Annotated in this window: 19 protein-coding genes; 13 read left to right on the top strand and 6 right to left on the bottom strand. The window is 68.5% G+C overall.

Annotation, left to right across the window (positions count from 1 at the left end; all coding sequences use genetic code 11):
• The first annotated feature begins 93 nt into the window (after positions 1-93).
• From ABNQ40_RS11280 to ABNQ40_RS11225, 12 genes are all read left to right on the top strand, one after another.
• Complete coding sequence (locus ABNQ40_RS11280) at positions 94-1284, top strand: formylmethanofuran dehydrogenase (protein ID WP_247879508.1); 1191 nt, start codon at positions 94-96, stop codon at positions 1282-1284.
• Complete coding sequence (locus ABNQ40_RS11275) at positions 1277-2965, top strand: formylmethanofuran dehydrogenase subunit A (RefSeq protein WP_109047615.1); 1689 nt, start codon at positions 1277-1279, stop codon at positions 2963-2965. Before ABNQ40_RS11280 ends, ABNQ40_RS11275 begins: the two co-directional genes overlap by 8 nt.
• The gene (fhcD, locus tag ABNQ40_RS11270; protein ID WP_109047614.1) at positions 2956-3861 is read left to right on the top strand and encodes a formylmethanofuran--tetrahydromethanopterin N-formyltransferase; all 906 of its coding nucleotides are present in this window, start codon (positions 2956-2958) and stop codon (positions 3859-3861) included. Before ABNQ40_RS11275 ends, fhcD begins: the two co-directional genes overlap by 10 nt.
• Positions 3858-4667, top strand: a complete 810-nt coding sequence (locus ABNQ40_RS11265) for a formylmethanofuran dehydrogenase subunit C (RefSeq protein WP_109047613.1) — start codon at positions 3858-3860, stop codon at positions 4665-4667. Before fhcD ends, ABNQ40_RS11265 begins: the two co-directional genes overlap by 4 nt.
• A gap of 366 nt (positions 4668-5033) precedes the next feature.
• Positions 5034-6053, top strand: a complete 1020-nt coding sequence (locus ABNQ40_RS11260) for a GlxA family transcriptional regulator (RefSeq protein WP_109047612.1) — start codon at positions 5034-5036, stop codon at positions 6051-6053.
• Positions 6054-6246: 193 nt separating this feature from the next.
• The gene (locus ABNQ40_RS11255) at positions 6247-6744 is read left to right on the top strand and encodes a dihydroneopterin aldolase (protein WP_109047611.1); all 498 of its coding nucleotides are present in this window, start codon (positions 6247-6249) and stop codon (positions 6742-6744) included.
• A 4-nt stretch (positions 6745-6748) separates the two neighbouring features.
• Entirely contained in the window at positions 6749-7450 is a 702-nt protein-coding gene (locus tag ABNQ40_RS11250; protein ID WP_247879507.1) for a uridylate kinase, read from the top strand.
• The gene (locus ABNQ40_RS11245; RefSeq protein WP_109047609.1) at positions 7447-8016 is read left to right on the top strand and encodes a flavoprotein; all 570 of its coding nucleotides are present in this window, start codon (positions 7447-7449) and stop codon (positions 8014-8016) included. The genes ABNQ40_RS11250 and ABNQ40_RS11245 overlap by 4 nt, the downstream gene beginning before the upstream one ends.
• Positions 7992-9416 (top strand): DUF6513 domain-containing protein, encoded by a 1425-nt coding sequence (locus ABNQ40_RS11240; protein WP_391346545.1) that lies wholly within the window; start codon positions 7992-7994, stop codon positions 9414-9416. The genes ABNQ40_RS11245 and ABNQ40_RS11240 overlap by 25 nt, the downstream gene beginning before the upstream one ends.
• Positions 9413-10033 carry a DUF447 domain-containing protein gene (locus tag ABNQ40_RS11235; RefSeq protein ID WP_109047607.1) on the top strand — a complete coding sequence of 207 codons (621 nt, stop codon included), beginning with the start codon at positions 9413-9415 and terminating at the stop codon, positions 10031-10033. The genes ABNQ40_RS11240 and ABNQ40_RS11235 overlap by 4 nt, the downstream gene beginning before the upstream one ends.
• Complete coding sequence (locus ABNQ40_RS11230) at positions 10030-10731, top strand: (5-formylfuran-3-yl)methyl phosphate synthase (RefSeq protein WP_109047606.1); 702 nt, start codon at positions 10030-10032, stop codon at positions 10729-10731. The genes ABNQ40_RS11235 and ABNQ40_RS11230 overlap by 4 nt, the downstream gene beginning before the upstream one ends.
• Positions 10732-10883: 152 nt before the next feature.
• A complete protein-coding gene (locus ABNQ40_RS11225) occupies positions 10884-12152 on the top strand; it encodes an MFS transporter (RefSeq protein WP_109490671.1) in 1269 nt (422 codons plus the stop codon).
• A 13-nt stretch (positions 12153-12165) separates the two neighbouring features.
• On the opposite strand, the gene hydA is transcribed toward ABNQ40_RS11225, so the two are convergent.
• The 6 genes from hydA to ABNQ40_RS11195 form a co-directional block, all read right to left on the bottom strand.
• The gene (hydA, locus tag ABNQ40_RS11220; protein ID WP_109047605.1) at positions 12166-13602 is read right to left on the bottom strand and encodes a dihydropyrimidinase; all 1437 of its coding nucleotides are present in this window, start codon (positions 13600-13602) and stop codon (positions 12166-12168) included.
• Positions 13603-13658: 56 nt separating this feature from the next.
• Positions 13659-14912 carry a cysteine desulfurase-like protein gene (locus ABNQ40_RS11215; RefSeq protein ID WP_247879506.1) on the bottom strand — a complete coding sequence of 418 codons (1254 nt, stop codon included), beginning with the start codon at positions 14910-14912 and terminating at the stop codon, positions 13659-13661.
• 17 nt (positions 14913-14929) lie between these two features.
• Positions 14930-15457: an ureidoglycolate lyase gene (locus ABNQ40_RS11210; protein WP_109047604.1), complete on the bottom strand. Its 528-nt coding sequence runs from the start codon at positions 15455-15457 to the stop codon at positions 14930-14932.
• Positions 15454-16152, bottom strand: a complete 699-nt coding sequence (locus tag ABNQ40_RS11205; RefSeq protein ID WP_247880154.1) for an amino acid ABC transporter ATP-binding protein — start codon at positions 16150-16152, stop codon at positions 15454-15456. Before ABNQ40_RS11205 ends, ABNQ40_RS11210 begins: the two co-directional genes overlap by 4 nt.
• A gap of 97 nt (positions 16153-16249) precedes the next feature.
• Complete coding sequence (locus tag ABNQ40_RS11200) at positions 16250-16921, bottom strand: amino acid ABC transporter permease (protein ID WP_109047603.1); 672 nt, start codon at positions 16919-16921, stop codon at positions 16250-16252.
• A gap of 89 nt (positions 16922-17010) precedes the next feature.
• Complete coding sequence (locus tag ABNQ40_RS11195) at positions 17011-17811, bottom strand: transporter substrate-binding domain-containing protein (RefSeq protein ID WP_109047602.1); 801 nt, start codon at positions 17809-17811, stop codon at positions 17011-17013.
• A gap of 192 nt (positions 17812-18003) precedes the next feature.
• Between ABNQ40_RS11195 and ABNQ40_RS11190 the strand changes: the two genes are divergently transcribed.
• On the top strand, positions 18004-18723 hold the full coding sequence (locus ABNQ40_RS11190) for a FadR/GntR family transcriptional regulator (RefSeq protein ID WP_109047601.1): 720 nt from the start codon (positions 18004-18006) through the stop codon (positions 18721-18723).
• The last annotated feature ends 1 nt before the right edge of the window (position 18724 follow it).

Raw genomic sequence — 18724 nt, 5'->3', positions numbered from 1 at the left:
CTCCCACCGCCCATGAGCGATGTTGTTTGCCCATTCTGCGCAATGGCCTGCGATGACCTTGCAATCGCACGCGATGGCACAGGACAGCTCAGGGTGACCGCCAACGGCTGCGCACGGGCGCGCACCCTGTTCGCCCTTCCGACATTGCCGGCCCACTGCTTTATCAAAGGCCGCGCCGTTCCACTCGACGAAGCGCTGGACGCCGCTGCGGTCTTGCTGCGCGATGCGGCCTCTCCCGCTGTCGGGGGGCTCGCCGCCGACACCGAGGGAGTCTCCGCGGCCCTGGCGCTGGCGGAGCGGCTGGGTGCGGTGGTGGACCACGCCGCGTCCGACAGCCTGTTCCACGGCCTGCGCGCGCTCCAAGTGACCGGCGCCATGACCGCCACCTTCGGCGAAATTCGCAACCGTGCCGACCTGTTCGTCCTGTTCGGAACCGAGTTCGAGCGCCATGCCCCCCGCCTGTTCGACCGCATCGTCCGCCCGCCGACAGCCCTGTTCCGCGATGCCGGCGCGGCGCGCGGCTTCCTGATCGGTCCCGGCGACGGCCCGGCACCGGACGGGTTCGAACGCCTGACCGCCGACCTGACGCACGCCCCTGCCATCGCCGCCGCCCTGTCGCAGTTGCTGGCCGGCGAAACACCCCGCGGCGATCGGGTGGGGGGTATCGCGATGGAGGACCTCGCCCGTGTCGCCGCAGCGTTGCGCGAAGCGCGCTTCGGCGTCGTCGGCTGGATCGCCGCCACGCTGGACCCGGCAGCCGGCGATGTCGCCGTCGAGGCCTTCAACCGCTTGGTCGTGACCGCCAACGCCTCGACCCGCTGTGCCGGACTGCCGCTGGGCGGCAAGGGCAACGCGCTGGGCGCCAACTACGTGTGCGCCTGGCAGTATGGCGTGCCGCTGCGCTCCCGCCTGGGGGCCGGCCCGCCGGAACACGATCCATTGCGCTACCGGCTGAAAAGCCTGCTGGCAGGCGACGAGGTCGATGCGCTGGTCTGGCTTTCGGCCCTGAACGGCGCGGAACTGCCCGACACCCGCAAGCCGATGGTCGTGCTGGCCCGCCCCGGACAGCCGCTGCCCCGCGACCCGGAGGTGCTGATCCCGGTCGCCATCCCCGGCCTCGACCATTCCGGCAGCATCCACCGCGGCGACGGCGTTGCCGCCCTGCCTCTGCGCCGCTTGCGAACGACCGCCATGACGCTGCCGTCGGCCGCGTCGGTGCTGAGCGCCCTGCTCGACCGCCTCCCCGCCTCCCCTGTCCCGTTTCGGGAGACAGCGCATGTCTGACGCCTATACCCTGCTGCGCGGCGGTCGCGTCTGCGATCCAACCGTGAGCACCGACGGCGGCGGGTTGCGTGACCTGTACCTGAAGGACGGCCGCATCGCGGCAGCCCCCCCGGAGGACGCCCGCATCGGTGAGGTGATCGACCTCGACGGCCGCATCGTCATGGCCGGCGCCATCGACATCCACAGCCACATCGGCGGCGGCAAGGTAAACCTCGCCCGCCTGCTTCTCCCGGAGGAGCATCGCGAGCACGCCAGCGGCCCCGACGGGCTGCGCCGCTCCGGCAGCGGCCTGTTCACCCCGTCCAGCTTCGTCACCGGCTACCGCTATGCCGAGATGGGCTATACCGCGGCCTTCGAGCCGGCGATGCTGCCCTCCAACGCGCGCCACACCCATCTGGAACTGGCCGACATCCCGATCATCGACAAGGGCTGCTACGCCGTCCTCGGCAACGACGATTTCCTGCTGGAACGGCTGGCCGCCGGGGCGACGCAGTCGGAGGTCAACGACTATGTCGCCTGGATCCTGCACGCCACCCAGGCGGTCGGCGTCAAGGTGGTGAATCCCGGCGGCATCAGCGCCTTCAAGTTCAACCAGCGCCGCTTGGATCTGGACGAGGCGCATCCCCATTACGGCATCACGCCGCGCCGCATCCTGACCACGCTGGCAAGCGCCCTGTCCGACCTGGGGGTGCCGCATCCGCTGCACGTCCACTGCAACAATCTGGGCATCCCCGGCAACGAAGCGGTGACGCGCGACACCATCGCCGCGCTGGACGGGCTGCCAGCCCACCTGACCCATCTGCAATTCCACAGCTACGGCACCGAGGGCGACCGCCGTTTCTCCTCGGCCGCCACCGAGATCGCCGAAGCGGTGAACCGCAGCCCGAACATCTCGGTCGATGTCGGCCAGATCATCTTCGGCCAGACCATCACCGCGTCGGCCGACATCATGTCGCAGTTCCGCAACAGCGGCCTCGCCAGCCCGCGCAAATGGGTGTGCACCGACATCGAATGCGACGGCGGCTGCGGGCTGGTCCCGTTCCGCTACCGCGACAAGGCCTTCGTCAACGCCCTGCAATGGGCGATCGGGCTGGAGCTGTTCCTGCTGATCGAGGATCCCTGGCGGGTCTATCTGACCACCGACCATCCGAACGGCGGCCCCTTCACCAGCTATCCGCATTTGATCCGGCTGCTGATGGACCGCAGCTTCCGCAACGAGCAGCTGGCGCGGATCAATCCCGATGTCGCCGCGCACAGCCGGCTCGGCTCCATCGAGCGCGAATACACGCTCGACGAGATCGCCATCATGACCCGCGCCGGCCCCGCCCGCGTGCTGGGGCTGCGCGACCGCGGCCACCTGCGCCCCGGCGCCGTCGCCGACGTGGTGGTCTATGACGACCTGCCCGACCGCGAGGCGATGTTCGCAGCCCCAGCCTGGGTGTTCAAGAACGGCCGGCCGGTGGCACGGAACGGCCGGCTGACCGCAACCGGCTGGGGCGACACCATCGTCGTCCGGCCGGAGTTCGACCCCGCCATCGAACGGCGGCTGAAGCCCTGGTTCGAGGATCACCAGACCGTGCGGCTCGGCAACTTCCGCATCGCGGACGGCGAGATCCTCGACCATGGCCGCGGCGGCCTGTCCATCGTTCCGACCCTGACGGCGTCCGACCCATGCTTCTGAACGGCATCCATATCGAAAACACTTATGCCGAGGCCTTCGACATGAAGGCGACCCGGCTGATCGTGACCGCCGACACGCCGGCCTGGGCGCGCCATGCCGGCGGGGCTGCCACCGGTTTCGCCACCTCGGTCATCGCCTGTGGCTGCGAAGCCGGGATCGAGCGGGAGTTGGCGCCGGAGGAAACCCCGGACGGGCGCCCCGGCGTGTCCCTGCTGTTCTTCGCCACCGGGCGCAGCGTGCTGGGAAAGCAGGTCGAGACCCGCGTCGGCCAGTGCATCCTGACCTGCCCCGGCACCGCCTGCTTTGCCGGCGTGCCGCGCGGGGCGAAGGAGGATCTGATCCCGCTGGGCCGGAAGCTGCGCTATTTCGGCGACGGCCAGCAGATGTCGAAGCTGCTGGCCGGCCGGCGCTATTGGCGCATCCCAGTGATGGACGGCGAGTTCCTGTGCGAGGAATCGAGCTGGAGCGTGCCCGCGGTCGGCGGCGGTAACCTGCTGATCCTCGCCGATGCGCGGATGGCGGCGCTGGAGGCGGCGGAAGCGGCGGCGGACGCCATGCGCGCCGTGCCCAACGTGGTGCTGCCCTTCCCCGGCGGGGTCGTCCGCTCCGGCTCCAAGGTGGGGGCGAAGTACAAGGGCATGCCGGCCTCGACCAACGATGCCTATTGCCCGACCCTGCGCGGCCTGCCCCGCTCCCGCCTGCCGGCCGAGGTCGAATCGGTGCTGGAGATCGTCATCGACGGGCTGACCGCCGCCGACGTCGCGGCAGCCACCACGGCCGGGCTGAAATGCCTGATCGAACGCGGGCGCGGCTCCGGCATCTGGGGCGTCACCGCCGGCAATTACGGCGGCAAGCTGGGCCGCCACCATTTCCACCTTCACGAGCTGCTGCCATGAGCGTGCTGAGTTTCCGTCTGAGAGGCCCGCTGACCGGCCGCATCGACGCCTCCCCCCTGCTGCCGCACCGGCTGGCGGAGTTGGCCTTGTCGGAGATCGCCGCCTTGCCTCTGCGGCTCGGCCGGGGACATGTTGTCGTGGGCGACCTGTTCGACCTGTCGGGCAACCCAGGCGACATCGTCGAACTGGAGGGCGACGAGCGGCTCGACTTCGTCGGGGCGGGGATGACCGGCGGGACCATCCGGGTTGCCGGACCGGTCGGCCACCGCGCCGGCACCGGCATGAGCGGCGGCTCCCTGCTGGTGGAAGGATCGGCAGGGCTGGCAGCGGGTGCGTCCATGCGCGGCGGCGAGCTGATCGTCCGGGGCGACGCCGGCAATGAGCTGGGCGGTGCCCTCCCCGGCGAGCGGGCCGGCATGACCGGCGGGCGGATCCTGGTCCATGGCGCATGCGGCGACCGCGCCGGCGAGCGCATGCGCCGCGGGCTGATCGCCGTCGGCGGCGATGCCGGCGCCTACGGCGCACTGCACATGACTGCCGGCAGCCTGCTGATCGGCGGCAGGCCGGGTGCCTTCACCGGCCATGGCATGCGCAACGGCACAATCCTGTTCCGCGGCGAGATCGATCCGCTGCCGGGCTTTGCCGACTGCGGCCTCAACCAGCTGCCCTTCCTGTCGCTTTTGGACAATCACCTGTCGGGGCTTAACGAAGCGCCGCCCACCTGCCGGGGACTGACCGGGCGCGCGCGGCGCTGGCTGGGCGACCGTGGATTCGGTGGGCGCGGCGAGATTCTGGCCTGCCTGTGAAGGCTCGCTCGCCGACCGTCGGCGAGCGGTGGCCGTTCACGCCAAGAGGGGCTACCTCATAGAGAGAGCGTGGTTGCTCCACCGGATGGTGCTATTGTTCGATTCTCGGGATGATTTGCACGAAAAACAATCCCGACTCGGTCAACGTCGCGCTCCTTCAAGGATTATGTCCGCTTTGTTCAATGTCGCAGGGGCCCGACCTGCGTAGGCTGCTTGTCATAAAAACTTGATGGTGCGCAAAGGGATCGATCCCCCGCCCGTCCGAACGCGGCCGCCACTGCAAACAAGGCCGCGGGTAAACAGCGTGTTCGCCGACCATTCGCGACCCACGATACGAACAGGAAAGCGGAAGAGGGGCACGGGACAATGAAGTGCAACGAGCAGCAATCCGGCGTTTCCCAGGCCGACACCATCGGTTTTCTCCTGGTTCCCGATTTCTCCATGATCGCGTTCACCGCGGCGGTTGAGCCTCTTCGCCTCGCCAACCACATCAGCGGAAAGGAGTTGTATCGCTGGGTGCTGCTCTCCCCGACCGGCGGCGTTCAGCGGGCCAGCAACGGCATCGGCATCTGCGTCGACCACGCCATCGCCGACTGCCCGCCGCTGTCCACCGTGATGGTGTGCAGCGGCATCGGCGGCCATTGGTACGAGGACAGGGCGATGTTCTCGTGGATGCGGCGTTCGGCCGCCCAGGGGATCGCCTTCGGCGCCCTGTGCACGGCCAGCCATATCCTGGCCCGCGCCGGCCTGCTGAACGGCTACCGCTGCACCATCCACTGGGAGAACATGGCCGGCTTCTCCGAAACCTTCCCGGAGATCGAAGCGACGGGCGAGCTGTTCACCATCGACCGCAACCGCTTCACCTGCGCGGGCGGCACCGCCGCCACCGACATGATGCTGCATCTGATCGCCGCGCGTCATGGCGAGAAGCTGGCGATGGACATCGCCGAGCAGCTTCTGCACACCAAGATCCGCGCCGGCAGCATCCGCCAGCAGGAGGAGCTGCAAGCCAATCCGGTGCTGGACCACGAGGATCTCCACGCCGCGGTGGCGGTGATGCAGGCCAACATCGAGGAACCGCTGGATCTGCTGACGCTCGCCGCGGAGCTCGGCCAATCCCGCCGCAATCTGGAACGGCTGTTCCGCAAATACATGAACTGCTCGCCGGCCAAATACTATCTCGGCCTCCGGATGAAGCGGGCGCGGCAGCTGCTGTGCCAGACCCGCATGTCGGTGATGGAGGTGTCGATCAGCTGCGGCTTCATCTCCGCCACCCATTTCAGCAAATGCTACCGTGACCATTTCGGCATCGCACCGCGCAGCGACCGCCAGAGCCAGCGGCACAGCCCGCTCGCCGCCGCGCACGAGTTCGCCGGCCTGACCTGATGCCGCAGCGGGCGGGCGGAAGGTCAAGCAGGACCGGATGGGGGAAAACAGGCATGGGGCGGCGGAAATCGCCAGATTGCTGTCGCTTTCGAACAGATGCCGCCCCCCGGATGTCGGTAAGGTATGAATGCGGCCCGCCCGACACCAGATCCACGCTCGGCCCCGCCGGACAACAGCCAGGAGGACGGCACCGATGCTAGACGCGATTCTTTCCGCCCAATGCGCGCGTGGCCTGACCGCCGCCGGCTCCGGCCCGTCCACCATCCCCGCCGGCCTTTACGAGCTGTTCCTGGAAAACGTCGTCCTGCCCTGCCGGATCGGCGTCTTCGATTATGAGCGCGACGCGCCCCAGCGGGTGCGCATCGACCTGCTGCTGCAGGTGCGTCAGGACGGCGCCCAGTTCTCAGACGACATCGGCGATGTGCTGTCCTACGACGATCTGCTGTCCGGGCTGAAGCGGATCCTGATGGACGAACACACCAACCTTGTCGAGATGCTGGCGGAAAAGATCGCCCGCATGTGCCTTGCCCACGAACAGGTGCAGTCGGCCCGCGTGTCGGTGGCGAAGCTGGACATCTACGACGGCGTCGCGGTGCCAGGCATCCGGCTGGAGCGGACCCGCGACCAGATGCCGGGCCAATCCCTGCCGGCGTCGCGCCGCCCGCTGGCGATGGCGGACCGGCGGATCTGACCCGATGACGGCCAACGCATCGCCTGAGGACGGATCCCCAGCCCCCGCGGCGCGGCCCTGGGTGATCAAGATCGGCGGCAGCCTGTCCGACTGGCACCGGCTGGGAACCTGGCTGGATCTGATCGCCCGGCCCGGCCATCTCCATCCCGTGGTCATCGTGCCGGGCGGCGGGCCCTTCGCCGACGCCGTGCGCGACGCCCAGGACAATTGGCGCTTCGATGACCGGCTCGCCCACCGCATGGCCCTGCTGGCGATGGAACAGTTCGGGCTGATGCTGCACGGCATCTGCCCGACCCTGCAAACGGCGGCGACGCGGGAGCGGCTGCGGTCGCTGATCCGGGCGCGGATGCCGGCGGTGTGGCTGCCGTCCGCCATGGCGCTCGACCAGCCCGAGATCGCCGAGAGCTGGGAGGTCACCTCCGACAGCCTCGCGGCATGGCTGGCGGTGGAGCTGGACGCGGCGGCGCTGGTGCTGGTCAAGTCGGGGCCCTGCCCCTGTGCGGCGACCGACGCGGCGTCGCTGGCCCGCGACGGACTGGTCGATGCGGCCTTCCCGCTCTGGCGCGCCCGTTTCGCCGGCGAAAGCTGGTGCATCCACCGCGACAACCACCTGCTGATGGAGGAGGCGCTGGCGGGCCGCGCCACCCCCGGCTGCGCCCTGCTACGCTGCCCCGAAGTCGAGCCTGTGCCCAGCGTGCGGGCATGAACAGCATCGCTCCCCCGCCGGTGCCGCCGCGGCTGGCCTGGGCGCTGACCGGGTCGGGCCATTACATCAAGGAGACGCTCGACCTGATGGCGCGGCTGGCGCCGCTCGACGTCTTCCTCAGCAAGGCGGCCGAAGAGGTCATGCGCATGTACCGCCGCCGCGACGGCAACTTTCCTCCCGGCACCCGCCTGTTCCGCGACCGGGCCGCCAGCGCCCCGCAGATCGGGCGGTTCTATTTCGGCGAATACCACACGCTGGTGGTGGGTCCGGCGACCTCCAACACGGTCGCCAAATGCGTGCAGGGGATTTCCGACACGCTGCCGACCAACGCCTTCGCCCAGGCCGGCAAATGCCGGGTGCCCTGCATCGTCTTCGCCTGCGACACCGCGCCGGAAATGATGACCGAGGCGCCGCACGGCATGGTGCCGGTCTATCCCCGGCGCATCGACCTAGAGAATGTCGAACGGCTGCGCGGGTTCGAGGCGACCACCGTCGTCGAAACCGTTCCGGAACTCGAATCCGCGCTGAAGGCGCGTCTGCAATGTCTGACCACCTCGTCTTCGTGACCGGAAAGCTGGCGGAGCCGCGTCTGCGGGCGATGCTCGACGGCATGGCGCCCGCCCCCTTCCGCTTCGACGTGGTGCAGATCGGCGTCAGCGTCGCCGCGCTGATGACCGAGGAGCTGATCAGGCGCCGCCTGCCGCCCCCGCCTCCAGGCGCGCGCGTGCTCCTGCCCGGCCGGACGCGCTGCGATCTGGCGGCATTGTCCGCTCATTTCGGCGTCGCCTTCGAACGCGGGCCGGAGGAGCTGCGCGACATCCCCGCCTATCTCGGCGGGAGGGCGGCACAGGCCGACCTGAGCGCCCATGCGGTGACGATCTTCGCCGAGATCGTCGACGCGCCCCGCCGTTCCGTCGACAATCTGCTGGAGACCGCCGCAAGGCTGCGCCGCGACGGCGCCGACGTCATCGATCTCGGTTGCCAGCCGGGCGAGCGGTTCGAGGGGCTGGAGACTGCCGTTTCCGCCCTGGTCGCCGCCGGCCACAGCGTCAGCGTCGACAGCGCCGACCCCGACGAACTGCTGCGCGGAGCGGCGGCTGGCGCCTCCTACCTGCTCAGCCTCAGCGAGGACACGCTGTGGGTGCTGGAGCGGACGGCAGCCACCCCGATCCTGGTTCCGGCCAAGCCGCGGGACCTGGAGTCGCTGTGCCGCGCCGTCGACCGGCTGCGGGCCGACGGCCGGCGTTTCCTGGCCGACCCGGTGCTCGACCCCATCCATTACGGCTTCACGGACTCGGTGGTGCGCTATCACGCCCTGCGCCGCCGCTATCCCGACATCGGGATGCTGATGGGCATCGGCAACCTGACCGAACTCACCGACGCCGACACCACGGGCACAACGGCACTGCTGATGGGCATGGTGTCGGAACTGTCGATCGGCGCCGTCCTCACCCTTCAGGTCAGCCCGCATGCCCGCACCGCGGTGCGCGAGGCCGACCGGGCGCGGCGGATCATGCATGCCGCCGCGGAAAGCGGCAGCCTGCCGAAGGGCATCGACGATGGGCTGATGGCCCTGCGCGACCGCCGCCCCTTCGCCGTCACTCCGGCCGAGATCGCGGAAACCGCCCGCAACATCCGCGACCGCTCCTTCCGGGTCGAGGTGGCGGAGGACGGGGTCCATGTCTACAACCGCGACGGCCACCATGTGGCGACCGATCCCTACAAGCTCTATCCCCTGCTCGGGCTGGCGGAGGATGGCGGACACGCCTTCTACATGGGAGTGGAGTTGCAGAAGGCCTTCCTCGCCTGGCAGCTCGGCAAACGTTACGTCCAGGACGAGGATCTCGCCTGGGGCTGCACGGTGGAGGAGCCGCCGGAAGACGAGTCGGGCAGCGCCCCCCACGGCTTCAAGGCGGCGGGCACGACCTTGCAGGAGCGGCGGCGGGCCTGCGGAAAGGCATCATGATCCTCGAAACCATCGTCACCACGCTGGGCGCCGACGGAACCCCGCACATCGCCCCCTTCGGGGTGACGCGGACCGTGGACGATCTGGTGATAGCCCCCTTCCGCCCCTCCGTCACGCTCAACGCGCTCGAAGCCACCGGCCGGGCCGTGATCAACTTCACCGACGATGCACGCCTGTTCGCCGGCTGCCTGACCGGACGGCGGGACTGGCCGCTGGTCCCGGCAACCGCCATCGCCGGGTTGCGTCTGGCCGACAGCCTCGCCCACTGGGAGGTGGAGGTGGTCCGGATCGAGGCCGACCCGGTGCGCCCGCGCTTCCATTGCCGGACCGTCCATCGGGAGGCGCATCGGCCCTTCGAGGGCCACAACCGTGCCGCCGCCGCCGTGATCGAAGCGGCGATCCTGTGCAGCCGGCTGCATATGCTGCCCTGGGAGAAGGTGGAGCGGGAAATGGCCTACCTTGCCATCGCCATCGAGAAGACCGCCGGAGACCGCGAGCGGGAGGCTTGGGGCTGGCTGTGCGACCGCGTGGCGGCCTTCCGGTCCGAAAGTCTTGCGGCGGAACCGCCCGCCGGCCCCGCTGCGGACGATATGGCAAAACAACAGGTGTCCTCATGATCCGCATGCTCGCCAGTGTGACCAATCCCGAGGAAGCCGGGATCGCCGTGACGGCCGGGGCCGACCTGATCGATCTGAAAAACCCGGATGACGGTGCCCTGGGTGCGCTGCCGGCCGGCATCATCGACGCCTGCTTGCGGACGGTCGATGGACGCAGACCGGTCAGCGCCACCATCGGCGACCTGGTCATGGACCCGGCAACCATAGCGGCGGCGGTTTCCCGGACGGCGGCCACCGGCGTCGACATCGTGAAGATGGGCATCATGGCCGGAGGCGATCCGCTTGCCTGCATCGCCGCGGCAGCACGGGCACGTGGCGGCGCCGCCCTGGTCGGCGTCATCCTGGCCGACCTGACCGATCCCACCCCCGATCTGGTCCGCGCCATGGCCGATGCAGGCTTTGCCGGTGTGATGCTCGATACCGGCTTGAAGGATGGCCGCACCCTGCGCGATCATCTGTCGGCTAACAGGCTGGCCGCTTTCATCGGGCAGGCGCAAGAGGCCGGGTTGCTGGCCGGATTGGCGGGGTCGCTGAGGCTCGCCGACATCGGTCCGCTGGCGGCGCTCGGCCCGTCGATCCTCGGCTTCCGTGGTGCTCTATGCCATGGCGGTGCGCGCCGCGACGCAATCGACCCGGACAGGGTTGCCGAGGTCGTCCAAAGCGTGCGCAACGCGGTTGCGCTGAGCGAGTGCCTCTGACCGGCAGACGCCTGCCCGGCATTTGCAGCTTTCCTCCTTCGCGTAACGAGTCCCCACGGTCGCTGGGGTGGGTTGCAGCGTGGGCGGGTTGACCCTGCGGGCAACCAATGGTCGATTGCTTGGCCCTGCCAACAAAACCGTTCAGGTTGTTCATGACCATCGACAGCGCCGCCGGCCGATCCGCCGATTCCCCCAGCGGCGGCCCGGCGGCCAGCCGGCCCGAACCTTATCAGGCGGAGAAGGCCGGAACGGAAATCCCGGCGCTTCATCATCCGTTGCTGGTCGCCGTTACCCTCGTGCTGGTGGCTCTGAACCTGCGGCCGGCGCTGTCGAGCCTTGCGCCGGTGATGGGCGATGTGGTGCGCGATGCCGGCCTGACTTCCGGGCAGGCCGGGCTGCTGACGACATCGCCCGTGCTTTGCCTCGGCCTGTTCGGGGTGATAGCACCGCGTCTGGCCCAGCGCTTCGGCACGGAGCGGACGATCTTCTTCACGCTGCTGGTCCTGGGGGTCGGCGTCGCGCTGCGCGGGGTCGGCAACTTCGCCGCGCTGTTCGCCGGGGCGACGCTGGCGGGTGCGGGGATCGGCATCATCGGCGTGCTTCTGCCCGCCGTGGTGAAGCGCGACTTCCCCCGCAAGATCAGCCTGATGATGGGGGTCTACACCATGGCGCTCTGCGCCGGGGCGGCGATTGCCGCAGGGGCGACGGTGCCGCTGGAGCGGGCGCTCGGGCAATGGACCGGCGCCCTGGCCTTCTGGGCGGTGCCGGCGGTTGTGGCGGCGGTGGCCTGGCTGCCGCTGACCCGCGGACGCCAGAGCCAGGCCGGCCCCGCCAGCGCGTCGGTGCGCGGCCTGTGGAGCAACCGCCTAGCCTGGCAGATCACCCTGTTCATGGGGCTGCAATCGGCTTTGGCCTACATCGTGCTCGGCTGGATGGCGCCGATGCTGCGCGACCGCGGCTTCGACCCGACGACGGCCGGACTGATCGTTTCCGGCTCGGTCATGGTTCAGGTGGTGGCGGCGCTGGTCGCCCCCATGCTGGCGACGCGCACCCCGAGCCAAAGTTTCGCCGCCGTTTCGATGCTCGGCTGCAGCCTTATCGGCATGGTCGGCTGCCTCTACGCTCCGCTCTGGACCATCGCGCTGTGGGCGGTGATCCTCGGCATCGGCCAGGGTGGGGCCTTCGCCGTCGCGCTGACCCTGATCGTGCTGCGCTCGCCCGACAGCCGCATCGCGTCGCACCTGTCGGGCATGTCGCAGAGCGTCGGCTATACCCTGGCGTCGGGCGGCCCGTTTCTGGTCGGGCTGCTGCATGGCTGGAGCGGCGACTGGCACGCCTCCGCCCTACTCTTCATCGCGATCGCGGTGGTGGCGGGGGTCTTCGGCTATCTCGCCGGCCGCCCGCGCCAACTCCGCCTCTGACTACGCCCGTCGATCAATCGTATTGAGTCGGGCGGCGGCCGCGCGGTGCCGCGAAGGGCGAAATCGACCGGTGCAGGAACCGGCCATCCCCGGACTTGCCGGTCTGCACGCCCTTGTCGATGATGACGGTGCCGCGCAGCAGGACGGTTTCGGGCCAGCCCGTCACCTCCATGCCCTCATAGGGCGTGTAGTCGGCCCCATGGTGCATCAACTCCTGGGTGATGGTCACCTTGCGGTCGGGATCCCACAGCACGAGGTCGGCGTCCGCCCCGATGGCGATGCTGCCCTTGCGCGGGGCAAGGCCGTACATCCGGGCATGGTTGGTGGAGGTGAGGGCGACGAACTCCTGCAGGGAAATCCGCCCCTTCCCCACGCCTTCGGAGAACAGGATCGGCAGCCGGACCTCGACGCCGGGGATGCCATTGGGAACCCATTTGAAGGCCGTCCGCTCGCCCTGCTTCTTCTTGCCGGCGGGGCTGTCGAAACGGAAGGGGCAATGGTCGGAGGAGAAGACCGAGAACAGCCCGGATTGCAGGCCGGTCCAGCAGGCGTCCTGGCTTTCCTTGTCGCGCGGCGGCGGGCTGCAGACGTATTTGGCACCCTCCATGTTCAGCCCCTTCAGGTCGTCGGCCGTCAGGGTCAGATACTGGGTGCAGGTTTCGGCATAGACCTTCAGGCCGCGGCTCTGCGCCCAGCGGATCTGCTCGATGGCGTCGGCGGACGAGACGTGGACGATCATGATCGGCACGTCGACGATCTCGGCGAAGGAGATGGCGCGATGGGTCGCCTCCCGCTCCACCGGGATCGGGCGGGATTCGGCGTGGTAGTAGGGATCGGTGCGGCCGGCGCGCTCCAGCCGTTCGGTCAGGAACTTGATGGCGTCATAGCCTTCGGCATGGACCATCACAAGCGCCTTCTCGCGGCGGGCGACGTCGAACACCTCCAGAAGCTCGCGGTCGTTCAGCTTCAGGTCGTCATAGGTCATGAAGACCTTGAACGATGTGTAGCCGTCCTGCACCAGCGCCGGCAGTTCCTGCCCCAGAACCTGCTCGGTGGGGTCGGAGATGATGAGGTGGAAGGAATAGTCGGTCAGGCACTGGCCTTCCGCCCGCTCGTGATAGGACTGGACAGCCGCGCGCAGCGACTTTCCCTTGGGCTGGAGCGCGAAGGGAATGACCGTCGTGTTGCCGCCGAAGGCCGCGGAGAGCGTGCCGCTACGGAAATCGTCGGCCATGATCGTGCCGTCGTCGCCGTCCTGCGCGATGTGGACGTGACTGTCGATGCCGCCCGGCATCACCAGCCTGCCGGAGGCGTCGAGGACCTGTCCGGACGTGTCGAGCCGTTCGGCCAGCGCCACGATGCGGCCGTCCTTGATGCCAATGTCGCAGCGGCTGACATCGGCGGCCGTGACCACCGTGCCGTTGCGCACCACCAGATCGAACTCAGCCATGTGCCTGATCCTGTTCCAGATGTGATCGGTCGGTCATCCTTCGGTCGGCCCTAGGCTCACCGCCGCTGCGGCATGGCATTGCCGAGGGCTTCGATGAGACGGTCAACCTCCTCCAGCGTGTTGTAGTGGACCAGGGACACGCGGATCACGCCGTTGACCGCGGCCAGCCCCAGCGTCTCGATCAGGCGCTTGGCATAGAAATCGCCGAAGCGGATGCCGATCATCGACGCATCGACCGCGCTCACCACCTCGTCGGACCGGTATCCGTCCACCACGAAGCTGATGGTCGGCACCCGCAGGGAGCGGTCGGCCACGGCGTGGCCGATAACCCTCACGTCGTTGCGTCCGCGCAGATAGGCGAGCAGCCGTTCGGCAAGCGCCTCCTCATGGGCGGCGATGGCGTCGAAGGCTGCCACAATTTTGGCCCGGCGCGGCCCGGTGGCGCCGCAGCGCTCGCCCAGCTCGGCAAGGTAATCGACGATGCCGGTGCAGCCGACGGCGAGTTCGTAATTCACGTTGCCGGGCTGGAGCTTGTAGGGAATCACCGAACGGTCGATGAAGTAATGGTTGAGGCTGGGCAGCGCCGCCAGATGCTCATGCTTGCCGTAGAGGACGGCGAAATGGGGGCCATAGACCTTGTAGAAGCTGAAGACGTAGTAATCGATATCCCAGCCGGCCACATCCACCGCGCGGTGCGGAGCATAGGCGACGGCGTCGACCAGCAGCTTGGCTCCGTGCCGGTGCACCAGCCGGGCGATGTTGGCCACCGGGTTGATGGTGCCGAGGATGTTCGAGGCATGGGTGACGCAGACGAGCCGCGTGCGCCCGTTCAGCAGGGGCTCCAGATCGTCCAGCGCCAGCTCCAGGCTGTCGGGGCGGACAGCCCAGGTCCGGATCACGGCGCCCTTCTCCTCCAGCTTGCGCCAGGGGCCGATGTTGGCTTCGTGGTCGCAGTTGGTGACGACGATCTCGTCGCCGGGCCGGAGCTGTCCGGCCATCGCCGCCGACAGGGTGTAGAGCAGGGCCGTGGTGCTCCCGCCCATGACCACCTCGTCCGGCCGGGCGGCGCCGATCAGCTCGGCGATGTCGGCATGGGCGTCGGCGACCCGCGCGCCGGACTGCCGCGACACGGCATAGCTGGCCCCCAGCTGCACGTTGCTGGTCAGCAGATAATCCCGGATGCGGTCGGCGACGCGCGTCAGGGTCTGGGAACCCCCGGCATTGTCCATGAAGATCCAGTCGCCGGCGAGTGCCGGGAACTGCGCGCGGACAAAGGACAGATCGAGCGGGGAGGTCGTCACGTTCGACACGGGTTCAGTTCCTTCGGTCAGATTGCCGCGGCATGGTCGGCGACCAGCAGCGGCACGGACAGGGAGACGACGCGGCAGTCGGCGTCGGGATCGGGGGCGCGCCACATCATCATGGCGAAGTCGGCGGTCTCGTCGAGAGCCACAAGCGGACAGTGCCAGACCCCTCCCGCATAGGTGATCGCCTGATCGGGACCGGCGATGAAGGCGCGGGCGGTTTCGGGATCCGGCTCGCCCCCGTCGTTGGCGAGGGCGGCCACCACCAGGAAGCGCCCTCCGGTCATGGGGACGAATGTCTGGCTGCTGAGCGGGTGCTGCTCCATCGCCGTCACGGCGAAGGGCAGCTGGGACGGCCTGATGCGGTAGAGCGCCAGCACCGGCGGCAGCGGCTCGCCGGCGAAGCCCAGCCCATGCTCGGCGTCGTAGCGGATGCCGCGCCCGTCATTGACCAGGGACGACCTGCCCATGCCGGCGGAAAGCACCGTGCCGAACGGGACGAAGGCGTCGCCGGTCAGCGGCACCGTCGGGATGATCCGGGCGGCGCTCAATGGTTCAGGACCGCTTGCAGGAAGGCGCGGGCGCGCTCCTCCTTGGGTGCGGAGAAAAAGGCTTCCGGCTCCGCCTCCTCGACGATCTGGCCGCGCTCCATGAAGATGACGCGGTCGGCAACACGGCGGGCGAACCCCATCTCATGGGTGACCACCACCATCGTGACGCCGGTGCGGGCCAGCGACTGCATGACGTCCAGCACCTCGCCGACCATCTCCGGGTCGAGTGCCGAGGTCGGCTCGTCGAACAGCAGGATTTTCGGTTCCATCGCCAGCGCACGGGCGATGGCGACGCGCTGCTGCTGGCCGCCCGACAGCTGGCCGGGGAACTTGCCGGCCTGTTCGGCGATGCCGACGCGGGTCAGCAGCTCCATGGCCCGCTCCTCGGCGGCCTTCGGTGCCAGCTTGCGCACACGGATCGGCGCCAGCGCGACGTTGCGGAGCACGGTCATGTGAGGGAACAGGTTGAAGCTCTGGAACACCATCCCGACCTCGCTGCGGACGGCAGCAAGATTGGGACCGGGCCGGACGGGGACGTTGTCGACCGTCACGGTTCCGGAATCGTAGGTCTCCAGCAGGTTGATGCAGCGGATCAGGGTCGATTTCCCCGACCCCGACGGGCCGAGCAGAACGACCACCTCGCCCTCCGCAACATCGAGGGTGATGCCGGACAGGGCGCAGAAGCTGCCATACATCTTGCGCAGGTCGCGGATGGCGATGATCGGCCGGCCGGCCGGGGGCACGGATTCTGCCCTGCCCGCTTCCCCCGCCTGCATGTTCTTGGTCTGCATGTCAGCGGCGCTCCCTGGCGAAGTGTTTTTCCAGCGTGCCCACGGCGCGCACCATCGGCAGGAGCAGCAGCACATACAGCGCGGCGGCGCCGATCAGCGGCGTCGGGTTCGCCGCCAGCGCCTGGGCCTGGGTCGCCTGCTTCAGCAGGTCAGGCATCGCGACGACGGAGGCGAGCGCGGTGTCCTTCATCACGTTGATGCAGTTGCTGGTCATCGGCGGAATGACGATACGGACGGCCTGCGGCAGGACGATGTCCCCCATCATGCTCCAGTAGGACAGGCCGAGCGCCTGGCTGGCCTCGAACTGGCCGCGGGGGATCGCCTGGATGCCGGCCCGCAGGATTTCCGCGCTGTAGGCTGCGCTGACCAGTGACAGGGCGGTGGTGGCGGATGCGAAGGGGGAAAGCCGGATGCCGACGAACGGCAGGGCGTAGTAGACGATGACCAGAAGCACCAGGATGGGAATGGCGCGGAACAGGTCGATGTACAGCACCCACAGTCCGCTCAGGGCTGGCGGGCCGTAAAGACGCAGAAGTGCCAGGATCAGGCCGCCGATCAGGCCGAGCAGGATGCTGAGAATCCCCAGCGACAGCGTGGTGCCCAGCCCCATCAGCAGGAGCGGCAGCGCATCCCACAGCACCCTTCCGTTGAAGAAGGTGTCGATCAAGTCCATGAGGGAATGTCCAGGCATGGGCCGGGCACGCGCAACTCAGGCGCCGTGTGCCCGGCCATGGGGTCCGATGGCGGGGAGACGGTCCGCGCTCAGGACTTCTTCGGGATGTCGAGAACCTTGACGGTGCTGCCGTCGGCGTCGGGCTTCACCCCGAACCACTTCTCATGCAGGGCGGCCAGGGTGCCGTCCTTCTTCATCGCGGTGATCTGGTCGTTGACGGCCGGCAGCAGCGGGCTGTCCTTGGCGAACATCACGGAATAGCGCTCGCCGGTCGGGATGCGCTGGACGACTTTGAACTGCGGCTTGTCCTTGGTGTAGTAGAGCAGCGCCGGAATGTCGCTGATGTAGCCGTCCAGGCGCCCGGCCCCGAGGTCGAGCATCGCCGGCTGCAGCCCCTCATAGCGGCGGACATCGCCGAAGCTGTATTTGCCCTGGTTCTGGTTCACCCACATATCGCCGGTGGAACCGGTATCGACACCCAGCGACTTGCCCTTCAGGTCATCGACGCTCTTGAGCGGGGTGTTCGCCCGCACGGTCAGCGACTGGTCGCTGTCATAGTAGGGCTGGGCGAAGGAGACCGACTCCAGCCGCTTGTCGGTGATGGTGATCGACGAGATCGCCATGGCGATCCGGCCCGACTGGACGGCGGAGAACAGGCCGTTGAAGGGGATGTTGACGATCTCCACCGTCTTGCCCAGGCGCTTGGCCGCCTCGTTGACCACGTCGATCTCGAAGCCGACGAACTTGCCGGACGCGTCCTGGAATTCCCACGGAACGTTGCCGATGTTGGCGCCGACGGCGAGGTCGGCAGCGTGGGCCGGTGCGAAGCCGCCCCAGACGGTGGCGGACGCCGCCGCGAGGAGAGCGAATTTGAGAATCTGTCTGCGCATGGCTGTACCTGCGTCTCCCTGCATGGGTGGGTGAATGCCTGACGCGAATCCCTGAAAGCCGGTTTTGTCGTTTTCTTTGGTCTGAGAGGCCATACCGGTCTGACCAGTTGGATTGCACGCCCTTTCCGGGTTATTGTCAAGGCGTCGCGTGGGGCACCCCGGCAAGAGCAACGACAGACAGGAATCGACAGGATGCGTGGACGGCTGTTGGTGCCACAGGCGGCGGTCGAGAAGATCCGCCGGATCATCGACGAACAGGGGCTGCGTCCGGGCGATCAGCTTCCGCCCCAGCGCGAGCTTGCCGAGAGGCTGAGCATCAGCCGGGCATCGCTGCGCGAGGCGCTGTCGGCGCTGGAAACCCTCGGCCTGATCAGGATCGAGGTGGGGCGCGGCGTCTTTCTCACCGATGGCAAGCCGCCGGACCCGGTCGCCGCCTGGCGGTTCGCCGACCTCTATTCGCCCCGCGAGGTTTACGAGGCGCGGCTGGCGTTGGAGCCGCAGGCCGCCCAGCTCGCCGCCATCGCCCTGCCCGACGCAGCACTCGAAGCGCTGTCCAGCACGCTGGTGCGGATGCGCACCGCCTTCGAGGCGCATGACTTCGCCCAGGCCGGGGTGGAGGACAGCAAATTCCACCGCCTGATCGTCGAAGGCTGCGGCAACCGCATGTTCATGGACCTGTTCCGCACCGTCGATGCGGTGGTCACGGAGATCCAGACGCTTCCCTTCGCCCAGGAGGATCGCATATGGGAAACCCTGGAGGAGCACCAACGGATTTTAAGGGCGTTGCAGACGCGCGACGGCGCCCGCGCAGCACAGGCGATGTCCGACCACATCACCGGTGCCGCGGGGCGCCTGGGCATCCTGCTGGGTGCCGGGAGAGCTGCCGAACCCGTGGCCGGCAGCTCTCTGTAGG

The sequence above is a fragment of the Azospirillum sp. A23 genome (genome assembly GCF_042938965.1).
Classification (GTDB): domain Bacteria; phylum Pseudomonadota; class Alphaproteobacteria; order Azospirillales; family Azospirillaceae; genus Azospirillum; species Azospirillum melinis.
Note: the sequence above shows the minus strand (reverse complement) of the source record. Positions and strands in the feature narration are given on the sequence as shown.